Annotated in this window: 11 protein-coding genes; 2 read left to right on the top strand and 9 right to left on the bottom strand. The window is 60.6% G+C overall.

Features of this window, described 5'->3' with window-relative positions; translation table 11 throughout:
- Window positions 1-35: 35 nt before the first annotated feature.
- From BK670_RS03710 to leuC, 9 genes are all read right to left on the bottom strand, one after another.
- Window positions 36-662, bottom strand: coding sequence for a phosphoribosylanthranilate isomerase (locus BK670_RS03710; RefSeq protein ID WP_123448655.1), 627 nt, complete (start codon window positions 660-662; stop codon window positions 36-38).
- A gap of 65 nt (window positions 663-727) precedes the next feature.
- On the bottom strand, window positions 728-1,552 hold the full coding sequence (gene truA / locus BK670_RS03705) for a tRNA pseudouridine(38-40) synthase TruA (RefSeq protein ID WP_047600206.1): 825 nt from the start codon (window positions 1,550-1,552) through the stop codon (window positions 728-730).
- Window positions 1,553-1,820: 268 nt separating this feature from the next.
- On the bottom strand, window positions 1,821-4,466 hold the full coding sequence (locus tag BK670_RS03700) for a motility hub landmark protein FimV (protein ID WP_123448654.1): 2,646 nt from the start codon (window positions 4,464-4,466) through the stop codon (window positions 1,821-1,823).
- 208 nt (window positions 4,467-4,674) lie between these two features.
- Window positions 4,675-5,685: an aspartate-semialdehyde dehydrogenase gene (locus tag BK670_RS03695; protein WP_123448653.1), complete on the bottom strand. Its 1,011-nt coding sequence runs from the start codon at window positions 5,683-5,685 to the stop codon at window positions 4,675-4,677.
- 247 nt (window positions 5,686-5,932) lie between these two features.
- On the bottom strand, window positions 5,933-7,045 hold the full coding sequence (gene asd / locus BK670_RS03690) for an aspartate-semialdehyde dehydrogenase (RefSeq protein WP_064363920.1): 1,113 nt from the start codon (window positions 7,043-7,045) through the stop codon (window positions 5,933-5,935).
- A 66-nt stretch (window positions 7,046-7,111) separates the two neighbouring features.
- Window positions 7,112-8,194, bottom strand: a complete 1,083-nt coding sequence (leuB, locus tag BK670_RS03685) for a 3-isopropylmalate dehydrogenase (RefSeq protein WP_038363640.1) — start codon at window positions 8,192-8,194, stop codon at window positions 7,112-7,114.
- Between the two features lie 54 nt (window positions 8,195-8,248).
- Window positions 8,249-9,016 carry a class I SAM-dependent methyltransferase gene (locus tag BK670_RS03680; RefSeq protein WP_123448652.1) on the bottom strand — a complete coding sequence of 256 codons (768 nt, stop codon included), beginning with the start codon at window positions 9,014-9,016 and terminating at the stop codon, window positions 8,249-8,251.
- 134 nt (window positions 9,017-9,150) lie between these two features.
- Window positions 9,151-9,795, bottom strand: coding sequence for a 3-isopropylmalate dehydratase small subunit (leuD, locus tag BK670_RS03675; protein WP_007913445.1), 645 nt, complete (start codon window positions 9,793-9,795; stop codon window positions 9,151-9,153).
- Window positions 9,796-9,806: 11 nt separating this feature from the next.
- Window positions 9,807-11,225, bottom strand: a complete 1,419-nt coding sequence (gene leuC / locus BK670_RS03670) for a 3-isopropylmalate dehydratase large subunit (protein WP_007913443.1) — start codon at window positions 11,223-11,225, stop codon at window positions 9,807-9,809.
- Between the two features lie 140 nt (window positions 11,226-11,365).
- Between leuC and BK670_RS03665 the strand changes: the two genes are divergently transcribed.
- Together BK670_RS03665 and BK670_RS03660 are read left to right on the top strand one after the other, a co-directional pair.
- Window positions 11,366-12,250: a LysR family transcriptional regulator gene (locus BK670_RS03665; RefSeq protein WP_123448651.1), complete on the top strand. Its 885-nt coding sequence runs from the start codon at window positions 11,366-11,368 to the stop codon at window positions 12,248-12,250.
- Window positions 12,251-12,324: 74 nt separating this feature from the next.
- Complete coding sequence (locus BK670_RS03660; RefSeq protein WP_123448650.1) at window positions 12,325-15,603, top strand: sensor domain-containing protein; 3,279 nt, start codon at window positions 12,325-12,327, stop codon at window positions 15,601-15,603.
- The last annotated feature ends 82 nt before the right edge of the window (window positions 15,604-15,685 follow it).

Below are 15,685 nucleotides of genomic sequence, written 5' to 3'. Positions count from 1 at the left end.
CATTGATGGACGGCGGCAGACTGCCAGCCGTCACATCAATATGGCGCTTTGCGTACCGCGTTGATGAACGCGCGAACCTTTGCGTGATCCTTGATGCCTTTGCTCGCCTCTACCCCACCGCTGACATCTACCGCGTAGGGTTTTACCCGAGCCACAGCGCCTGCGACGTTTTCGGGAGTCAAACCACCGGCCAGGATCAACGGTTTACTCAAACCCTGCGGAATCAAAGACCAGTCGAACGCCTCGCCGGTTCCGCCAGGCACGCCTTCGACGTAAGTGTCGAGCAGCACACCGCTGGCGCTCGGGTAAGCATCGACGGCGGCCGCAATGTCATCGCCAGCCTTGACCCGCAGCGCCTTGATATACGGACGATGCCAGCCCTCGCACTCGTCGGCCGTCTCGTCGCCATGGAACTGCAGCAGATCGAGCGGCACGGCATCGAGGATTTCTCCCAACTCGCAGCGGCTGGCGTTAACGAACAGACCCACAGTGGTGACAAATGGCGGCAAAGCTTTAATGATCGCCCGCGCCTGCTGCACTGTGACCGCACGCGGACTCTTGGCATAGAACACGAACCCGATCGCATCTGCCCCGGCCTCAACAGCGGCCAGCGCATCTTCCATGCGGGTAATCCCGCAGATCTTGCTGCGAACGGCTGACATATCGAGAAAAGCTCCGAGGTAAAAATCGGGAAAGTCCCGGATGGTAACAAAAGCGTTCGAGGGCGTCAGCCGTCAAGTTCGGAGAAGCCCGTAAGGAAATGTGGCCCGATAAAACGTTCGGGCAACGGGAATTCGTCGTGGTACTCGACCTGCACCAGATACAAGCCGTACGGATGCGCCGTAACGCCACCGGAACGGCGCTCGCGACTTTCCAGCACTTCCTTCATCCACTCCACGGGTCGCTCGCCCGCGCCGATGGTCATCAGCACGCCGGCGATATTGCGCACCATGTGATGCAGGAATGCGTTGGCGCGGATATCCAGCACGATCATCTTGCCGTGACGGGTCACGCGCAGGTGATGCATTTTCTTGATCGGCGACTTGGCCTGACACTGGCCGGCGCGGAACGCACTGAAATCATGGGTGCCGATCAGGTACTGCGCAGCCTCGGCCATGCGCTCGACGTCCAGCGGACGGTGGTTCCAGGTGATTTCTTCGTTGAGATGCGCCGGGCGGATCTGATCGTTATAGATCACATAGCGATAGCGCCGGGCGATGGCTTTGAATCGCGCGTGGAAGTGCGCCGGCATCACCCGCGCCCAGCTGACACTGATGTCATGGGGCAGATTGATGTTGGCACCCATCACCCAGGCTTTCAGCGAACGATCGACTTGTGTATCGAAATGCACCACTTGCCCGCAGGCATGCACGCCGGCGTCGGTGCGCCCGGCGCACTGCAGCGAAACCGGTGAATTGGCGACTTTCGACAGCGCTTTTTCGAGCTCTTCCTGCACCGTCGCCACACCCGTCAACTGACGCTGCCAGCCGCTGTAGCGCGAGCCTTTGTACTCAACGCCCAGCGCGACGCGGTAAAAGCCGTCGGGGGCCATTTCGGCGACCGGGTTATCTATGTTTGCCAAGGTGGGACAGCCTGCTGTTTGTGCAAAGGCGGGCATTATAAGGCTGTGGTTCAGGGATGCCAGAGTTCTCTATTGGCAGTTCTGGCTCTATCGCGAGCAGGCTCACTCCTACAGGGGGAACGCATTCCAAAATGTAGAAGTGAGCCTGCTCGCGATAGCAACCCTTCAGACACCACTGGATCCGGCCCAAACAAAAACGGCAGCCTCACCGGGCTGCCGTTTTCGTTTACTACTGGATTTACGAAAGGCTCGACAGCATTTCCTTGGCTTCACCACGCTGCTTCTCGTCACCCTCGGTCAACACTTCGTTGAGGATGTCGCGCGCACCGTCGCTGTCGCCCATATCGATGAAGGCCTGGGCCAGATCGAGCTTGGTCGCCACTTCATCAGTACCGGCGAGGAAGTCGAAATCATCCTCGCCCAGATCATCACCCATTGCCGCGTCGGCCTCGGTGAAGGTTGGCTCGGCGATGCTTTGCGACAGGCGATCCAGCTCGGCGTTAACGTCATCCAGCTCGGCAGCAAACGTATCCGGTTCGGCCGCTGGATTGCTGTCCATTTCGTCGGCGAGCGACAGATCGAAATCGGCCGGCAGCTCCAGATCATCTTGTGGCACATCAGCCACCACTGGCGCCTCGACCGGCGGCAGATCCTTCACGCCTTCGTCCAGATCCAGCAGGAAGTCATCGTCCGCCAGGCCAGTCACTGGAGCCGGCTCGGCACCAAGGTCCAGATCGAGGTCGAAGTCCGACAGGTCATCCAGATTTTCTTTGACTTCGGTCTGTTGCTTCAGCACGGATTCGAAGCTCAGGTCGTCGTCCGCGGGAAATTCGTCCAGCTCAACCGGCGCTTCAGCCTCAACCACAGGCGCAGGCTCTACCGGCGTGATGTTGTCGAGATCGTCCAGGCTCAGATCAAACGCGCTGTCGAGATCATCTTCCACTGGCGCCGGCGCCGGTGCTTCAGGCTCATCGAGCAGCAGATCCTTGACGTATTGCGCGTCCAGCTCGGCAGCGACGGCGGCAGCGGCCAGACCACTGGCAGCGACAACGACCATGGCCGGGAAGCGACTCTTCAGCTCTTCGACCTTGGCGAAGTTGTCGCCATTGGCCACCAACTGGCGCTCCTGACCGACGAACGCATCGCGGTCGCCCTGCTGACCGTAGACCTCCATCAGTTTCAGACGCAGATCACTGCGTTGCGGCTCAAGGCTGACGCCCTCTTCCAGCAACGCGGCAGCCTGATTCAGGCGACCAGCGTTGATGTGCGACTGCGCCTTGTCGAGCACGTCATCGGAACGTTCGGCGGCGGGAGCAACCAGCGGCGCAGCAATCGGCTCGGCCATCACGATCGGCGCCACTACCGCTGCCGGAGCAGGCGCTGGCGCGGGTGCCGGGGTGTTCAGCTTGACGCTTGCCGCCGGAGTTTCCAGGCCTTCGAAGCTGCTTTCAGGCAGATCCTGCTCAGCGGAGAACTCTTGCTCTTCCGACAGCGCACGGGCCATGCGCATATGTTTCTCGGCTTCTTGCTGTGCTTTGCGGCGACGCGCCAGCAGCAACAACAGGAGCAGCAGAACCACAGCACCGCCGCCCACCAGACCCAGCAGGATCGGATTGGTCAGCAGTTCGTTGAAGGTTTTCTCGTCATCGACCACCGGCTTCGGCGCGACCACTGGCTCGACAACTGGCGTTTCAGCCGGTGGCGCAATGGCAGACTCTGGCGTCGGCGCCGCGTCTGCCGGGGTGGCGGGCGGTGTGGCGGCCAGCTCGGCTGTGATCGCAGGCACCGCCGGTGCGGCAGGATTGGCGGTCGGCGCAGCGCCCGCCCCTTCGGCCTGCAGTTTTGCCAGCTGATTGTTTTTCAGCTCGATGAGTTTTTGCAGCTTGTCCAACTGACTTTGCAGATCGGACATGCGGCTTTTCAGTTCCTCATTGTCACGACGGGTCGTGTCGAGGCTTTCCTGAGTGACCGCAAGCTTGTTGCTCAGCGCCTTGGCGTCACCTGCCGGGCCTTTGCCGCGGGCCTTGGTGCTTTCGGCGGAGACCAGGCTCAGATTGTCCTGGGCGTTCTGTGCTGCACCGGTATTGCCGCGACCACGGTTGGTCGCATCGAGCTGCTGTTGACCGGTGCCCGGCTTGGCCACATAACGACGACCCTGACGCCAGGCTTCGTTCTGTGCCGCCACTTCGGCAATCGCTTTCGATTGCGGCAGCGCAGTGCTTTGCACCGAATCCGGCAGACGCAGCACCTGACCGGTTTTCAGGCGATTGATGTTGCCGCCGATGAACGCATCCGGGTTCAGCGCTTGAATGGCCAGCATGGTCTGCTGCACCGAGCCGCCGGTCCGCGCCTTCGCGGCGATTTCCCACAGGGTATCGCGCGGCGTGGTGGTGTATTGCGTCGGGTGCGTAGCGCCCGTGGTCGGCGCAGCGATGGTCTGCGACGGCGCCGGTTGCGCGGCGGCGTCAGCGGTCTGCGGCGAGAATTTCGATGGGTCCAGCAGCACGCTGTAATCGCGCAGCAGACGGCCGTTCGGCCACATCACCTGCACGAGGAATTTGACCATCGGTTCCGACAGCGGCTTGCTCGAGGTTACACGCAGCACGCTTTTGCCACTGGCGTTGAGCACCGGGGTGAAGGTCAGATCATTGAGGAAGGCCTGGCGATCGACGCCGGCCTTGGCAAAGTCTTCAGGTGAAGCCAGGCTCGGCACCACTTCGGCAGCGGTGAGATCCTTGACGTCGAGCAGCTCGATCTCTGCCACCAGCGGCTGGTTCAGGGTCGACTTCAGGGTCAGCTCCCCGAGCCCGAGGGCATGCGCCATACCGGAGGACAGCGCCGAGGCGGCCGCTATTGCTAACACCAGTTTGCGAACTTGAACCATAGCCTCATCCTTTGTTTGAACGTTCCTCGGCCAGCGAGAAGATGTTGAATACCGCTGCCGTAAGGCATTGCGCGCGACGACGACAGATGTCGCGCGCGATCATTTCTTTGATGCCCCGGAAAGTCCCGGAGGGTGACACGTTATCAAGTGTTCCGGGCAAGCATAGCGCTCACCTAGAATCAGTCGACAAATTGTTGCCAAGTATCTTTTACAGCAGGTCTTTTATCAACAATTCAGCCACCTGCACAGCGTTAAGGGCCGCGCCTTTGCGTACGTTATCTGACGTCAGCCACAGATTAAGTTCCGCCGGGTCGTCGACACCGCTGCGCACGCGACCGACATAGACCACATCCTGCCCCACCGCGTCACCGACCGCAGTCGGATAATCGCCGGCCTCGACCAGCTCGATACCCGGCGCTTCTTCGAGTGCGGCGTTGACCTTTATCAGGTCGACGGCCTTCGCTGACTGCAAGGTCACGCTAAAGCTATCGCCAAAAAACACCGGGGCTTGAACGCAAGTTGCGGAAATCTTTAATAAAGGCAGCGCCAGCACCTGACGCAACTCACGCACAAGGCGTTTTTCCAACAGCGTGTGGCCCTGCGCGTCGGGCGTGCCGACCTGAGCCAGCAGGTTAAAAGCCATCTGCCGATCAAAGAACGTCGGTTCCAACGGGCGCATGTTCAGCAGCTCGGCGGTCTGCCGTGCGAGCTCGGTGACGGCTTCACGACCTTGGGCGGAAACGGCCAGATTGGCGGTAACGTTGACATATTGCAGGTCGATCAGATCAAGCAGTGGCGCCAGCACTACGGCCAGCGATGTGGCCGACGGGCTTGGGCTGCTGACTTGGAATGGTACTTTCAAACCTGCGAGGACAGCGGCGTTGGCTTCCGGAACCACTTGTGGCGCCTGATCGGCCGGCAAGGCGCCGGACAAATCAATCAGCGAACAGCCGGCAGCGTGGGCACGGGCGGCGTAGCTCAGGGTGATCGCCGGGCCGGCGGCGAAGAACACCAGTTTGACCTTGCTGAAATCGAACTCGTCGACTTCGCGTACACGCACGTTCTTGTTGCGGAACAGCACCGAGCTGCCGGCGGATTCGCTGCTCGCCAGCAGGTGCAGGTTGCCGACCGGGAAATCGCGCTCTTCGAGAATCTGTACGAGGGTTTCGCCGACAGTACCGGTGGCGCCGATTACGGCAATATCTAGGGTCTGGGTCATGGTGCGAGCCTCTGGCGAAACGGGGGGAGCGGCACTTTACCGGGTGACTGGCGCACAGGCAATTTCTGTCCGGGATTTGCGGCGCCTGTACCGGCCTATCGCGAGCAGGCTCACTCCTACAGGGGGAATGCATTTCAAAGGTGGGAGCGAGCCTGCTCGCGAAGAGGCCCGGCAAGGCACCACATCTTCAGGCATAAAAAAACCCGCACCTCTCACAAGGCACGGGTTCTCTCATTGCTTCAAGCGATCAACGCTCCAGCAAAATCCGCAGCATGCGACGCAGCGGTTCGGCCGCGCCCCACAGCAGTTGGTCGCCGACGGTGAACGCACCGACGAATTGCGAACCCATGTTCAGCTTGCGCAGACGGCCCACCGGCACATTCAGGGTGCCGGTAACCTTGGTCGGGCTCAGCTCCTGCATGCTGATCTCGCGCTGGTTCGGCACCAGTTTGACCCAAGGGTTGTGCTGGCTGATCAGCCCTTCGATGTCGGCGATCGGCACGTCTTTGTTCAGCTTGATGGTCAGCGCCTGGCTGTGGCAACGCATGGCGCCGATGCGCACGCAGATGCCGTCGACCGGGATCGGGCTCTTGAAGCGGCCGAGGATCTTGTTGGTCTCGGCCTGGGCCTTCCACTCTTCACGGCTCTGACCGTTCGGCAGTTCCTTGTCGATCCACGGGATCAGGCTGCCGGCCAGCGGTACGCCGAAGTTTTCGGTCGGGTACGCGTCGCTGCGCATGGCTTCGGCTACACGACGGTCGATGTCGAGGATCGCGCTGGCCGGGTCGGCCAGTTGATCGGCGACAGCGGCGTGGGTCGCGCCCATTTGCTTGATCAGTTCACGCATGTTCTGCGCGCCGGCACCGGAGGCCGCCTGATAGGTCATGGCGCTCATCCACTCGACCAGACCGGCTTCGAACAGACCGCCCAGGCCCATCAGCATCAGGCTGACGGTGCAGTTGCCGCCGATGTAGTTCTTGGTGCCCGCGTCGAGCTGCTGGTCGATGACCTTGCGGTTGACCGGATCCAGAATGATGACCGCGTCATCGTTCATGCGCAGGCTCGAGGCCGCGTCGATCCAGTAACCCTGCCAGCCGGCTTCGCGCAGCTTCGGGAACACTTCGCTGGTGTAGTCGCCACCCTGGCAGGTCAGAATCACGTCGAGGGTCTTCAGCTCGTCAATGCTGTAAGCATCCTTGAGCGGAGCAATGTCCTTGCCCACGGACGGGCCTTGGCCACCGACGTTGGACGTGGTGAAAAACACCGGCTCGATTAGATCGAAATCCTGCTCTTCCAGCATCCGCTGCATGAGCACGGAACCGACCATCCCGCGCCAACCGATCAGACCTACACGTTTCATCGCAACTACACCTTCTTGAAAAGTGGGCCGCTGCTTTGTATTGAATTTCGCAGCGGGCCCGAGAGATTACAGATTCCGCAGCGCGGCGACTACTGCGTCGCCCATTTCCTGCGTACCGACTTTGCTACAACCGGCCGAATAGATGTCGCCGGTGCGCAGCCCTTGATCGAGCACAACGCTCACGGCTTTTTCGATGGCATCAGCCGCGTCATGCAGATTGAAGCTGTAACGCAGCATCATCGACACCGACAAAATGGTCGCCAACGGGTTGGCGATGCCTTTGCCGGCGATGTCCGGAGCGGAACCGTGGCAAGGCTCGTACATGCCCTTGTTGTTGGAATCCAGCGAGGCCGACGGCAACATGCCGATGGAACCGGTGAGCATCGACGCTTCGTCGGACAGGATGTCGCCGAACATATTGTCGGTGACGATCACGTCGAACTGCTTCGGCGCGCGCACCAGTTGCATAGCGGCGTTGTCGACGTACATGTGGCTCAGTTCGACTTCTGGATAGTCTTTGGCCACTTGCTCGACCACTTCACGCCACAGTTGGCTGGATGCCAGCACGTTGGCCTTGTCCACCGAGCAGAGCTTCTTGCCACGGACCATGGCCATGTCGAAACCGACGCGGGCGATGCGGCGGATTTCGCTTTCGCTGTACGGCAGCGTGTCGTAGGACTGACGCTCGCCGTTTTCCAGAGTACGGGTGCCGCGTGGCGCGCCGAAGTAGATGCCGCCGGTCAGCTCACGGACGATCAGGATGTCCAGGCCAGCAACGATTTCCGGCTTCAGGCTCGAAGCGTCGGCCAGTTGCGGGTACAGGATCGCCGGACGCAGATTGCCGAACAGGCCCAGTTGCGCACGGATTTTCAGCAGACCACGCTCAGGGCGGATATCACGCTCGATGGTGTCCCATTTCGGGCCGCCGACTGCGCCCAACAGTACAGCATCGGCAGCGCGAGCGCGGTCGAGGGTTTCATCGGCCAGCGGCACGCCGTGCTTGTCGATGGCGGCGCCACCGATCACGTCATGGCTCAGCTCGAAGCCCAGGCTGTACTTGTCGTTGGCCAGCTCCAGCACCTTGACCGCTTCGGCCATGATTTCCGGACCAATACCATCACCTGGGAGAATCAGAATCTGCTTGCTCATGCTTTCCTCGTGTCTTCAATCGGTGCGCCTTTGCCGGCACGCCCGGAAAAATTCTTATCGCTCGGCCATCAGTACGATCACATCGGTACTGAACGAGCCGTCGGCATCAATCTCAAAATAGTCGCGCACTTCGTTGCCCATCGACTGCTGCAACTGGCGGATCGCTGCGCGCAGCACTTCAGGCGTGCGCATGCGTTCAACCCAACTGGTGTACTCCAGACGCAGGCGCTGACGCGTGGTACTGCGCACATGCAAACCGGCCTCGCTGACCTGCCGCAACCATTCGGCGGCGGAATAATCGCGCACATGGCTGGTGTCGCGCAGCACTTCGACGCTTTGCAGGTAAGTGTCGAACAACGGACTGCCCGGTGACAACACATCAACGAACGCCGCCACACCACCCGGTTTCAGCACCCGGCGCACTTCGCGCAGGGCCACACCCAGATCGCTCCAATGGTGCGCCGAATAACGGCTGAACACGAAGTCGAACTCGCCATCGGCAAACGGCAAGCGCTCGGCGGCGCCGTTAACCGTAACAATGTTGCTCATCCCGCGATCAACGGCAGCGGCGGCGACCACGTCGAGCATCTGCTGCGACAGGTCATAGGCGACCACTTCCCTGACCAACGGTGCGACGTGGAAACTGACGTGACCGGCGCCGCAACCCAAATCCAGCACCCGGGCGTCGCCCTGCCCGCCCAGCTCAGCTTGTAGCAGAGCGAATTCGGTGCCTTGAGCGTGAACGGAGCTGCTCAGGTAGGCGGCGGCCTGCTCACCGAATTGCTTTTGTACGACCTGAGTGTGTTGGGCGGTGCTGGTCATGGGGACTTCCCTTTGGGTTGGAGTCTTGTGTTGCCTTTGCTGGCCTCATCGCGAGCAGGCTCACTCCTACATTTGGAATGCGTTCCCCTGTAGGAGTGAGTCTGCTCGCGATGGCGCCATTCGCCATACGCAAATTATGCGTCGCGGAACAACCACGGCTGGCTCACACGATGTTTGGCCTCAAACGTCGCAATTGCATCGCCGTCCTGCAAGGTCAAACCGATATCGTCCAGACCGTTCAACAGGCAGTGCTTGCGAAACGCATCGATCTCAAAGCTGTACACCTTGCCATCCGGACGGGTCACGGTCTGCGCCTGCAGATCGACCTGCAATTGATAGCCCGGCTCGGCCTCGACCTGCTTGAACAACTCATCGACTTCAGCGTCGCTCAGGATGATCGGCAGCAAGCCGTTCTTGAAGCTGTTGTTGAAGAAGATGTCGGCGTAGCTCGGCGCAATGATGCTGCGAAAACCGTATTCTTCCAGCGCCCATGGCGCGTGTTCACGGCTGGAGCCGCAACCGAAGTTCTCACGGGCCAGCAAGACGCTGGCGCCTTGATAACGCTCGGCGTTGAGGACGAAGTCCTTGTTCAGCGGACGCTTGGAGTTGTCCTGATACGGCTGGCCGACATCCAGGTAACGCCACTCATCGAACAGGTTCGGACCAAAACCGGTGCGTTTGATCGACTTCAAGAACTGCTTCGGAATGATCTGATCGGTGTCGACGTTGGCACGATCCAGAGGCGCGACAAGACCAGTGTGCTGGGTAAAAGCTTTCATGCTGCGCTCCTTTAGATCAATTCACGAACGTCGATGAAACGACCGTTCACCGCTGCCGCAGCAGCCATGGCCGGGCTGACGAGGTGGGTACGGCCACCGGCGCCCTGACGGCCTTCGAAGTTACGGTTGGAGGTCGAGGCGCAATGCTCGCCAGACTCCAAACGATCCGGGTTCATCGCCAGGCACATCGAGCAGCCCGGCTCACGCCATTCAAAACCGGCTTCGAGGAAGATCTTGTCGAGACCTTCGGCCTCCGCCTGTGCTTTGACCAGACCCGAGCCCGGCACCACGATCGCTTGCTTGATGGTCGAGGCAACCTTGCGGCCCTTGGCGATCACGGCTGCAGCGCGCAAATCTTCGATCCGCGAGTTGGTGCAGGAACCGATGAACACGCGATCCAGTTGAATGTCGGTGATCGCCTGATTGGCAGTCAAACCCATGTATTTCAAGGCGCGGACGATCGAGTCGCGCTTGACCAGATCCATCTCTTTCGCTGGATCCGGCACGTTTTGGTCAACGGCCAAAACCATTTCCGGGGAAGTGCCCCAGCTGACTTGCGGCTTGATCTGCGCAGCGTCGAGTTCAACCACGGTGTCGAACTTGGCATCAGCGTCGGAGACCAAATCTTTCCAGGCTTCGACAGCCATGTCCCACTGCTCACCTTTTGGAGCAAATGGACGGCCCTTCACGTAATCGACAGTCTTCTGATCCGCTGCCACCAGACCCACGCGGGCGCCGGCCTCGATGGACATGTTGCAGATGGTCATGCGGCCTTCGACGGACAAGTCGCGGATGGCGCTGCCGGCGAACTCGATGGCATGGCCGTTACCGCCGGCCGTGCCGATCTTGCCGATCACCGCGAGGACGATGTCCTTGGCAGTCACGCCGAACGGCAATTGCCCTTCGACGCGCACCAGCATGTTCTTCATTTTCTTCGCGACCAGGCACTGAGTGGCGAGCACATGCTCGACCTCGGAAGTGCCGATACCGTGAGCCAGTGCACCGAAGGCGCCGTGGGTCGAGGTGTGCGAGTCGCCGCAGACCACGGTCATGCCTGGCAAGGTCGCGCCCTGCTCCGGGCTGATGACGTGGACGATGCCTTGGCGGACGTCGTTCATCTTGAACTCGACGATGCCGTATTCATCACAGTTGTCATCGAGGGTCTGAACCTGCAAACGCGAGACCTGATCGGCAATAGCTGCGATGCCGCCCTTGCGCTCTGGGGTGGTCGGTACGTTGTGGTCCGGGGTCGCGATGTTGGCATCGATGCGCCAAGGCTTGCGTCCGGCCAGACGCAGGCCTTCAAAGGCTTGCGGCGAAGTCACTTCGTGGATGATGTGACGATCGATATAGATCAGCGCCGAACCATCGTCGCGCTGTTTGACCAAATGCGAATCCCAGAGCTTGTCGTAGAGCGTTTTGCCGGCCATCAGACGGTTCCTCATCAGCTTGTTTCTATGCCCTGGGCTTATCAATAACCCTTTGGCTTGTGAGGCCGATCCTATGGGGTTAGATTAAATAACTCAAATTCATATTTTTTATGCTTTGGATAACCAACTGGAATACGAACATGGATCTGGCCAACCTCAACGCTTTTATCGCGATTGCCGAGACCGGCAGCTTCTCCGGCGCCGGCGAACGCTTGCACCTGACGCAGCCGGCGATCAGCAAACGCATCGCCGGGCTGGAGCAGCAATTAAAGGTGCGCCTGTTCGATCGGCTGGGCCGTGAAGTCGGCCTGACCGAGGCCGGCCGCGCCCTGTTGCCACGGGCTTATCAGATTCTCAATGTGCTGGACGACACCCGTCGCGCCCTGACCAATCTGACCGGCGAAGTCAGCGGGCGTTTGACCCTGGCCACCAGTCACCACATCGGCTTGCACCGTTTGCCGCCGCTGTTAAGGGAATTCACCCGCCGCTACCCACAGGTGGCGCTGGATATTCAGTTCCTCGATTCGGAAGTGGCCTACGAAGAAATTCTCCACGGCCGCGCCGAACTGGCGGTCATCACCCTGGCGCCGGAGCCTCACGCACTGGTCAAAGCCACGCCGGTCTGGGACGACCCGCTGGATTTCGTGGTTGCCCCGGAGCATTCGCTGATCAGCCATGGCCCCGTCAATCTGGCGGACATTGCCGGTCATCCGGCGGTTTTCCCCGGCGGCAACACCTTCACTCATCACATTGTCCAACGCTTGTTCGAAGCCCAGGGACTGACGCCGAACATCGCCATGAGCACCAACTACCTGGAAACCATCAAGATGATGGTCTCGATCGGCCTGGCCTGGAGCGTTTTGCCGCGCACCATGCTCGATGAGCAGGTGGCGAGCATCGCATTGCCGGGCATACAGCTCAGTCGCCAGCTAGGCTATATCCTGCACACTGAACGGACGCTCTCGAATGCGGCACGGGCCTTTATGGCCTTACTGGATGCACAAATCGATCTGCCAGGGACTTGAGGCCAACTTGTGCTACTCCTATAGAGCCGCCGCCCCTGTGCCTAACGCCACCATCAGCTCAAGGCTTGTCCACGATGCCGAAATCTGTTGACCGAATTCCGCCGATGCCGCGTATTCAGGCGATTGACCCGCGACATTCCGAGCAGAGCTGGGAGAGCGCGCCGCAATTGCTGGCCGCGCTTAACGGCGCGCGGCTCGGCGCCTGGTACTGGGACATCGAGCGCGGGCAGATCAGTTGGTCACGTGGCACCCAGGCCTTGTTCGGTTTCGATCCACGCCAGCCGCTGCCGGCGGACCTTGAATACCTCGACTTACTCCCCCCGGAAGACCGCGCGAAAACCGTCCGCGCCTTTCACGCGGTGATTGCCGGCGCGCCGCTGGAACAAGCGATGCACCATCGCATCCGCTGGCCCGACGGCAGCCTGCACTGGCTGGAGATCAGCGGCAGCCTGCTGCCGGACAAGAACGGCCGCCCCCGAATGATCGGGGTGATTCGTGAAATCACCCACCAGCGCCAGCGCGAGCAGGCCCTGAGCAGCTCGGAGAAACGTTTCGCGACACTTTTTCACCTGTGCCCGAACATGGTCCTGCTGACCCGTCAGGAAGACGGCCTGATCAGCGAGGCCAACCAGTACTTTGAAAGCCTGTTCGGCTGGCCGGTGCAGAGTGCCATCGGCCGCACCACCCTGGAGCTGGGTTTATGGGTGCATCCAGAACAACGCGGCGAACTGGTGAAGAAGACCAAGGCCAAGGGCGAATTGATCAGCATGGAAGTGCAGTTTCGCGCCAGCAACGGACAGATTCACGACGGCATTCTCAGCGCACAGAAAGTCGAACTCGAAGGCCAGCCGTATCTGCTCAGCACGTTCCTCGACACCACTGAACGCAAGGCTGCCGAACACGCCTTGAAGGACAGCCAGGAGCGCCTCGATCTGGCGCTGGACTCGGCGCAGCTCGGCACCTGGGACTGGCACATCCCCAGCGGCATGCTCTATGGCTCGGCGCGCGCCGCGCAGTTGCACGGTCTGGAACCGAAACCGTTCCATGAATCGTTCGAAGAGTTTTTCGAGGGCGTGCCCGGTGAGGAACGCGACAGCATGCGCGATGCCTACCGCAGCCTGCGCGAAGGCCCGGCGGGCAACTATCAACTGACCTATCGCGTGCAATTGCCGGACGGCAGTTCGCGTTATCTGGAAAGCCGTGCCCGCCTCTACCGTGACGACAACGGCGCCCCGCTGCGCATGGCCGGCACCTTGCTCGACATCACCGACCAGGTCGAGCGCGAGCAACGGCTGGTGGCTTCGGAGGAGAAATTCGCCACGCTGTTCCAGGTCAGCCCGGACCCGATTTGCGTCACCCGCCAGGACAGTGGCGAGTTCATCGAAATCAATAACAGCTTTACCCAAACCTTCGGCTGGAGCGCCGCCGACGTCATCGGCCACACCGCCGAAGAGATCGGCCTGTGGGACGCGTCGGCGAAAAGCCTGCAACGCATTGAACGGGTGATTCGCGAACAAGGCCTGAGCAATGTCGCGATCATCGTCCAGCACAAGGACGGCCAGTCGCTGACTTGCGTGATTTCCAGCCGGCAGATCAGCGTCGGCGATCAACCCTGCATCGTCACCACGTTGCGCGATATCACCCAGCAGCAGCGCTCGGAAGCGGCGTTGAAAGCCAGTGAAGAGAAATTCGCCAAGGCGTTTCACTCCAGCCCCGACGCGATCACCATCACCGAGCGCGACACCGGGCGTTATCTGGAGGTCAACGACGGGTTCTGCCGCCTCACTGGCTATCGCGCCGAAGAGGTCGTGGGCAAAACCGTGTATCAGGTGGGCATCTGGGCCGAGGAAAAACAGCGCTCGGCGTTACTCGCTGAACTGCAGATCAAGGGCCGCGTGCACCATCAGGAAATGCTCGGGCGCAACAAGCGCGGCGAGTTGTTGACCGTGGAAGTCTCGGTCGAACCGATCACCCTCAATGAAACCGCGTGCCTGTTGCTGACCGCGCGGGACGTCAGCCTGCTGAAAAACGCCGAAGCGCAGATTCGCCATCTGGCCTATCACGACCCGCTGACCAACCTGCCCAATCGTGCCTTGCTGATGGATCGCCTGAGCCAGCAGATCGCCCTGCTCAAGCGCCACAACCTGCGCGGTGCGTTGCTGTTTCTCGATCTCGATCACTTCAAGCACATCAATGATTCCCTCGGCCACCCGGTCGGCGACACCGTGCTGAAGATCATCACCGCGCGGCTCGAAGCGAGTGTGCGCATGGAAGACACGGTCGCGCGCCTCGGTGGCGATGAGTTTGTCGTGCTGCTCAGCGGCCTCGAAGGCTCGCGCAATGAAGTCAGCGCGCAAGTGCGCAATCTCGCCGACACCTTGCGTGAATTGCTCTCGGAACCGATGTTCCTCGACGGCCAGCGCCTGCAAGTGACCCCGAGTATCGGCGTGGCGCTGATCCCCGATCACGGCTCGACGCCGACCGACCTGCTCAAACGCGCCGACATTGCCCTGTACCGGGCCAAGGATTCCGGGCGCAATACCACGCAGATGTACCACAACACCATGCAGAAAGCCGCCAGCGAACGGCTGCGCATGGAGACCGACCTGCGTCTGGCGCTGTCGCGTGGTGAATTCACCATGCACTTTCAGCCGCAGGTCGACGCCCGCGATAACCGCATCATCGGCGCCGAAGCCCTGGTACGCTGGAATCACCCGGAACTGGGCGCGCAATCCCCCACCGAATTCATCAAAGTGCTGGAGGACAGCGGCCTGATTCTCGAAGTCGGTACGTGGATTCTTGATGAGGCCTGCAATGCGTTCAAACAACTGATCACGCTGAAACTGGTCGACCCACTGAATTTCAGCCTGTGCGTGAACATCAGCCCGCGACAGTTCCGCCAGAACGATTTCGTCGAGCGCATCGAACACAGCATGAGCAGCCATGGCCTGCCCTGCTCACTGCTGAAACTGGAAATTACCGAAGGCATCGTCATCCAGAATCTGGAAGACACCATCAGCAAAATGCGCCGCCTGAAAAAGCTCGGCGTGAGCTTTGCCATGGATGATTTCGGCACCGGTTATTCGTCGCTGACTTACCTCAAGCGTCTGCCGGTGGACACGCTGAAAATCGATCAGTCGTTTATCCGCGATGCGACGACCGACCCGAACGATGCCGAGATCATCCGCGCGATCGTCGCCATGGCGCGCAGTCTGGAACTGGAGGTGATTGCCGAGGGGGTGGAGACCCCGGAGCAACTGGCGTTCCTGCAAGGGCTGGGCTGCCATTTGTATCAGGGCTATCTGCACAGTCGACCGGTTGCGCTGGAGGATCTGAAAAAGCTCCTGCCATAACCGGTGCACGTTGCAACAGAAGCGCAATTGCCACGATTTGCGCCAACCTGTAGGGTCGCGTTTTTTGCGCCGTTTCGAGATC

Origin of the sequence: Pseudomonas fluorescens (assembly GCF_003732425.1) — a bacterium.
Classification (GTDB): domain Bacteria; phylum Pseudomonadota; class Gammaproteobacteria; order Pseudomonadales; family Pseudomonadaceae; genus Aquipseudomonas; species Aquipseudomonas fluorescens_BE.
This window is presented reverse-complemented; position numbering and strand designations above follow the sequence as displayed.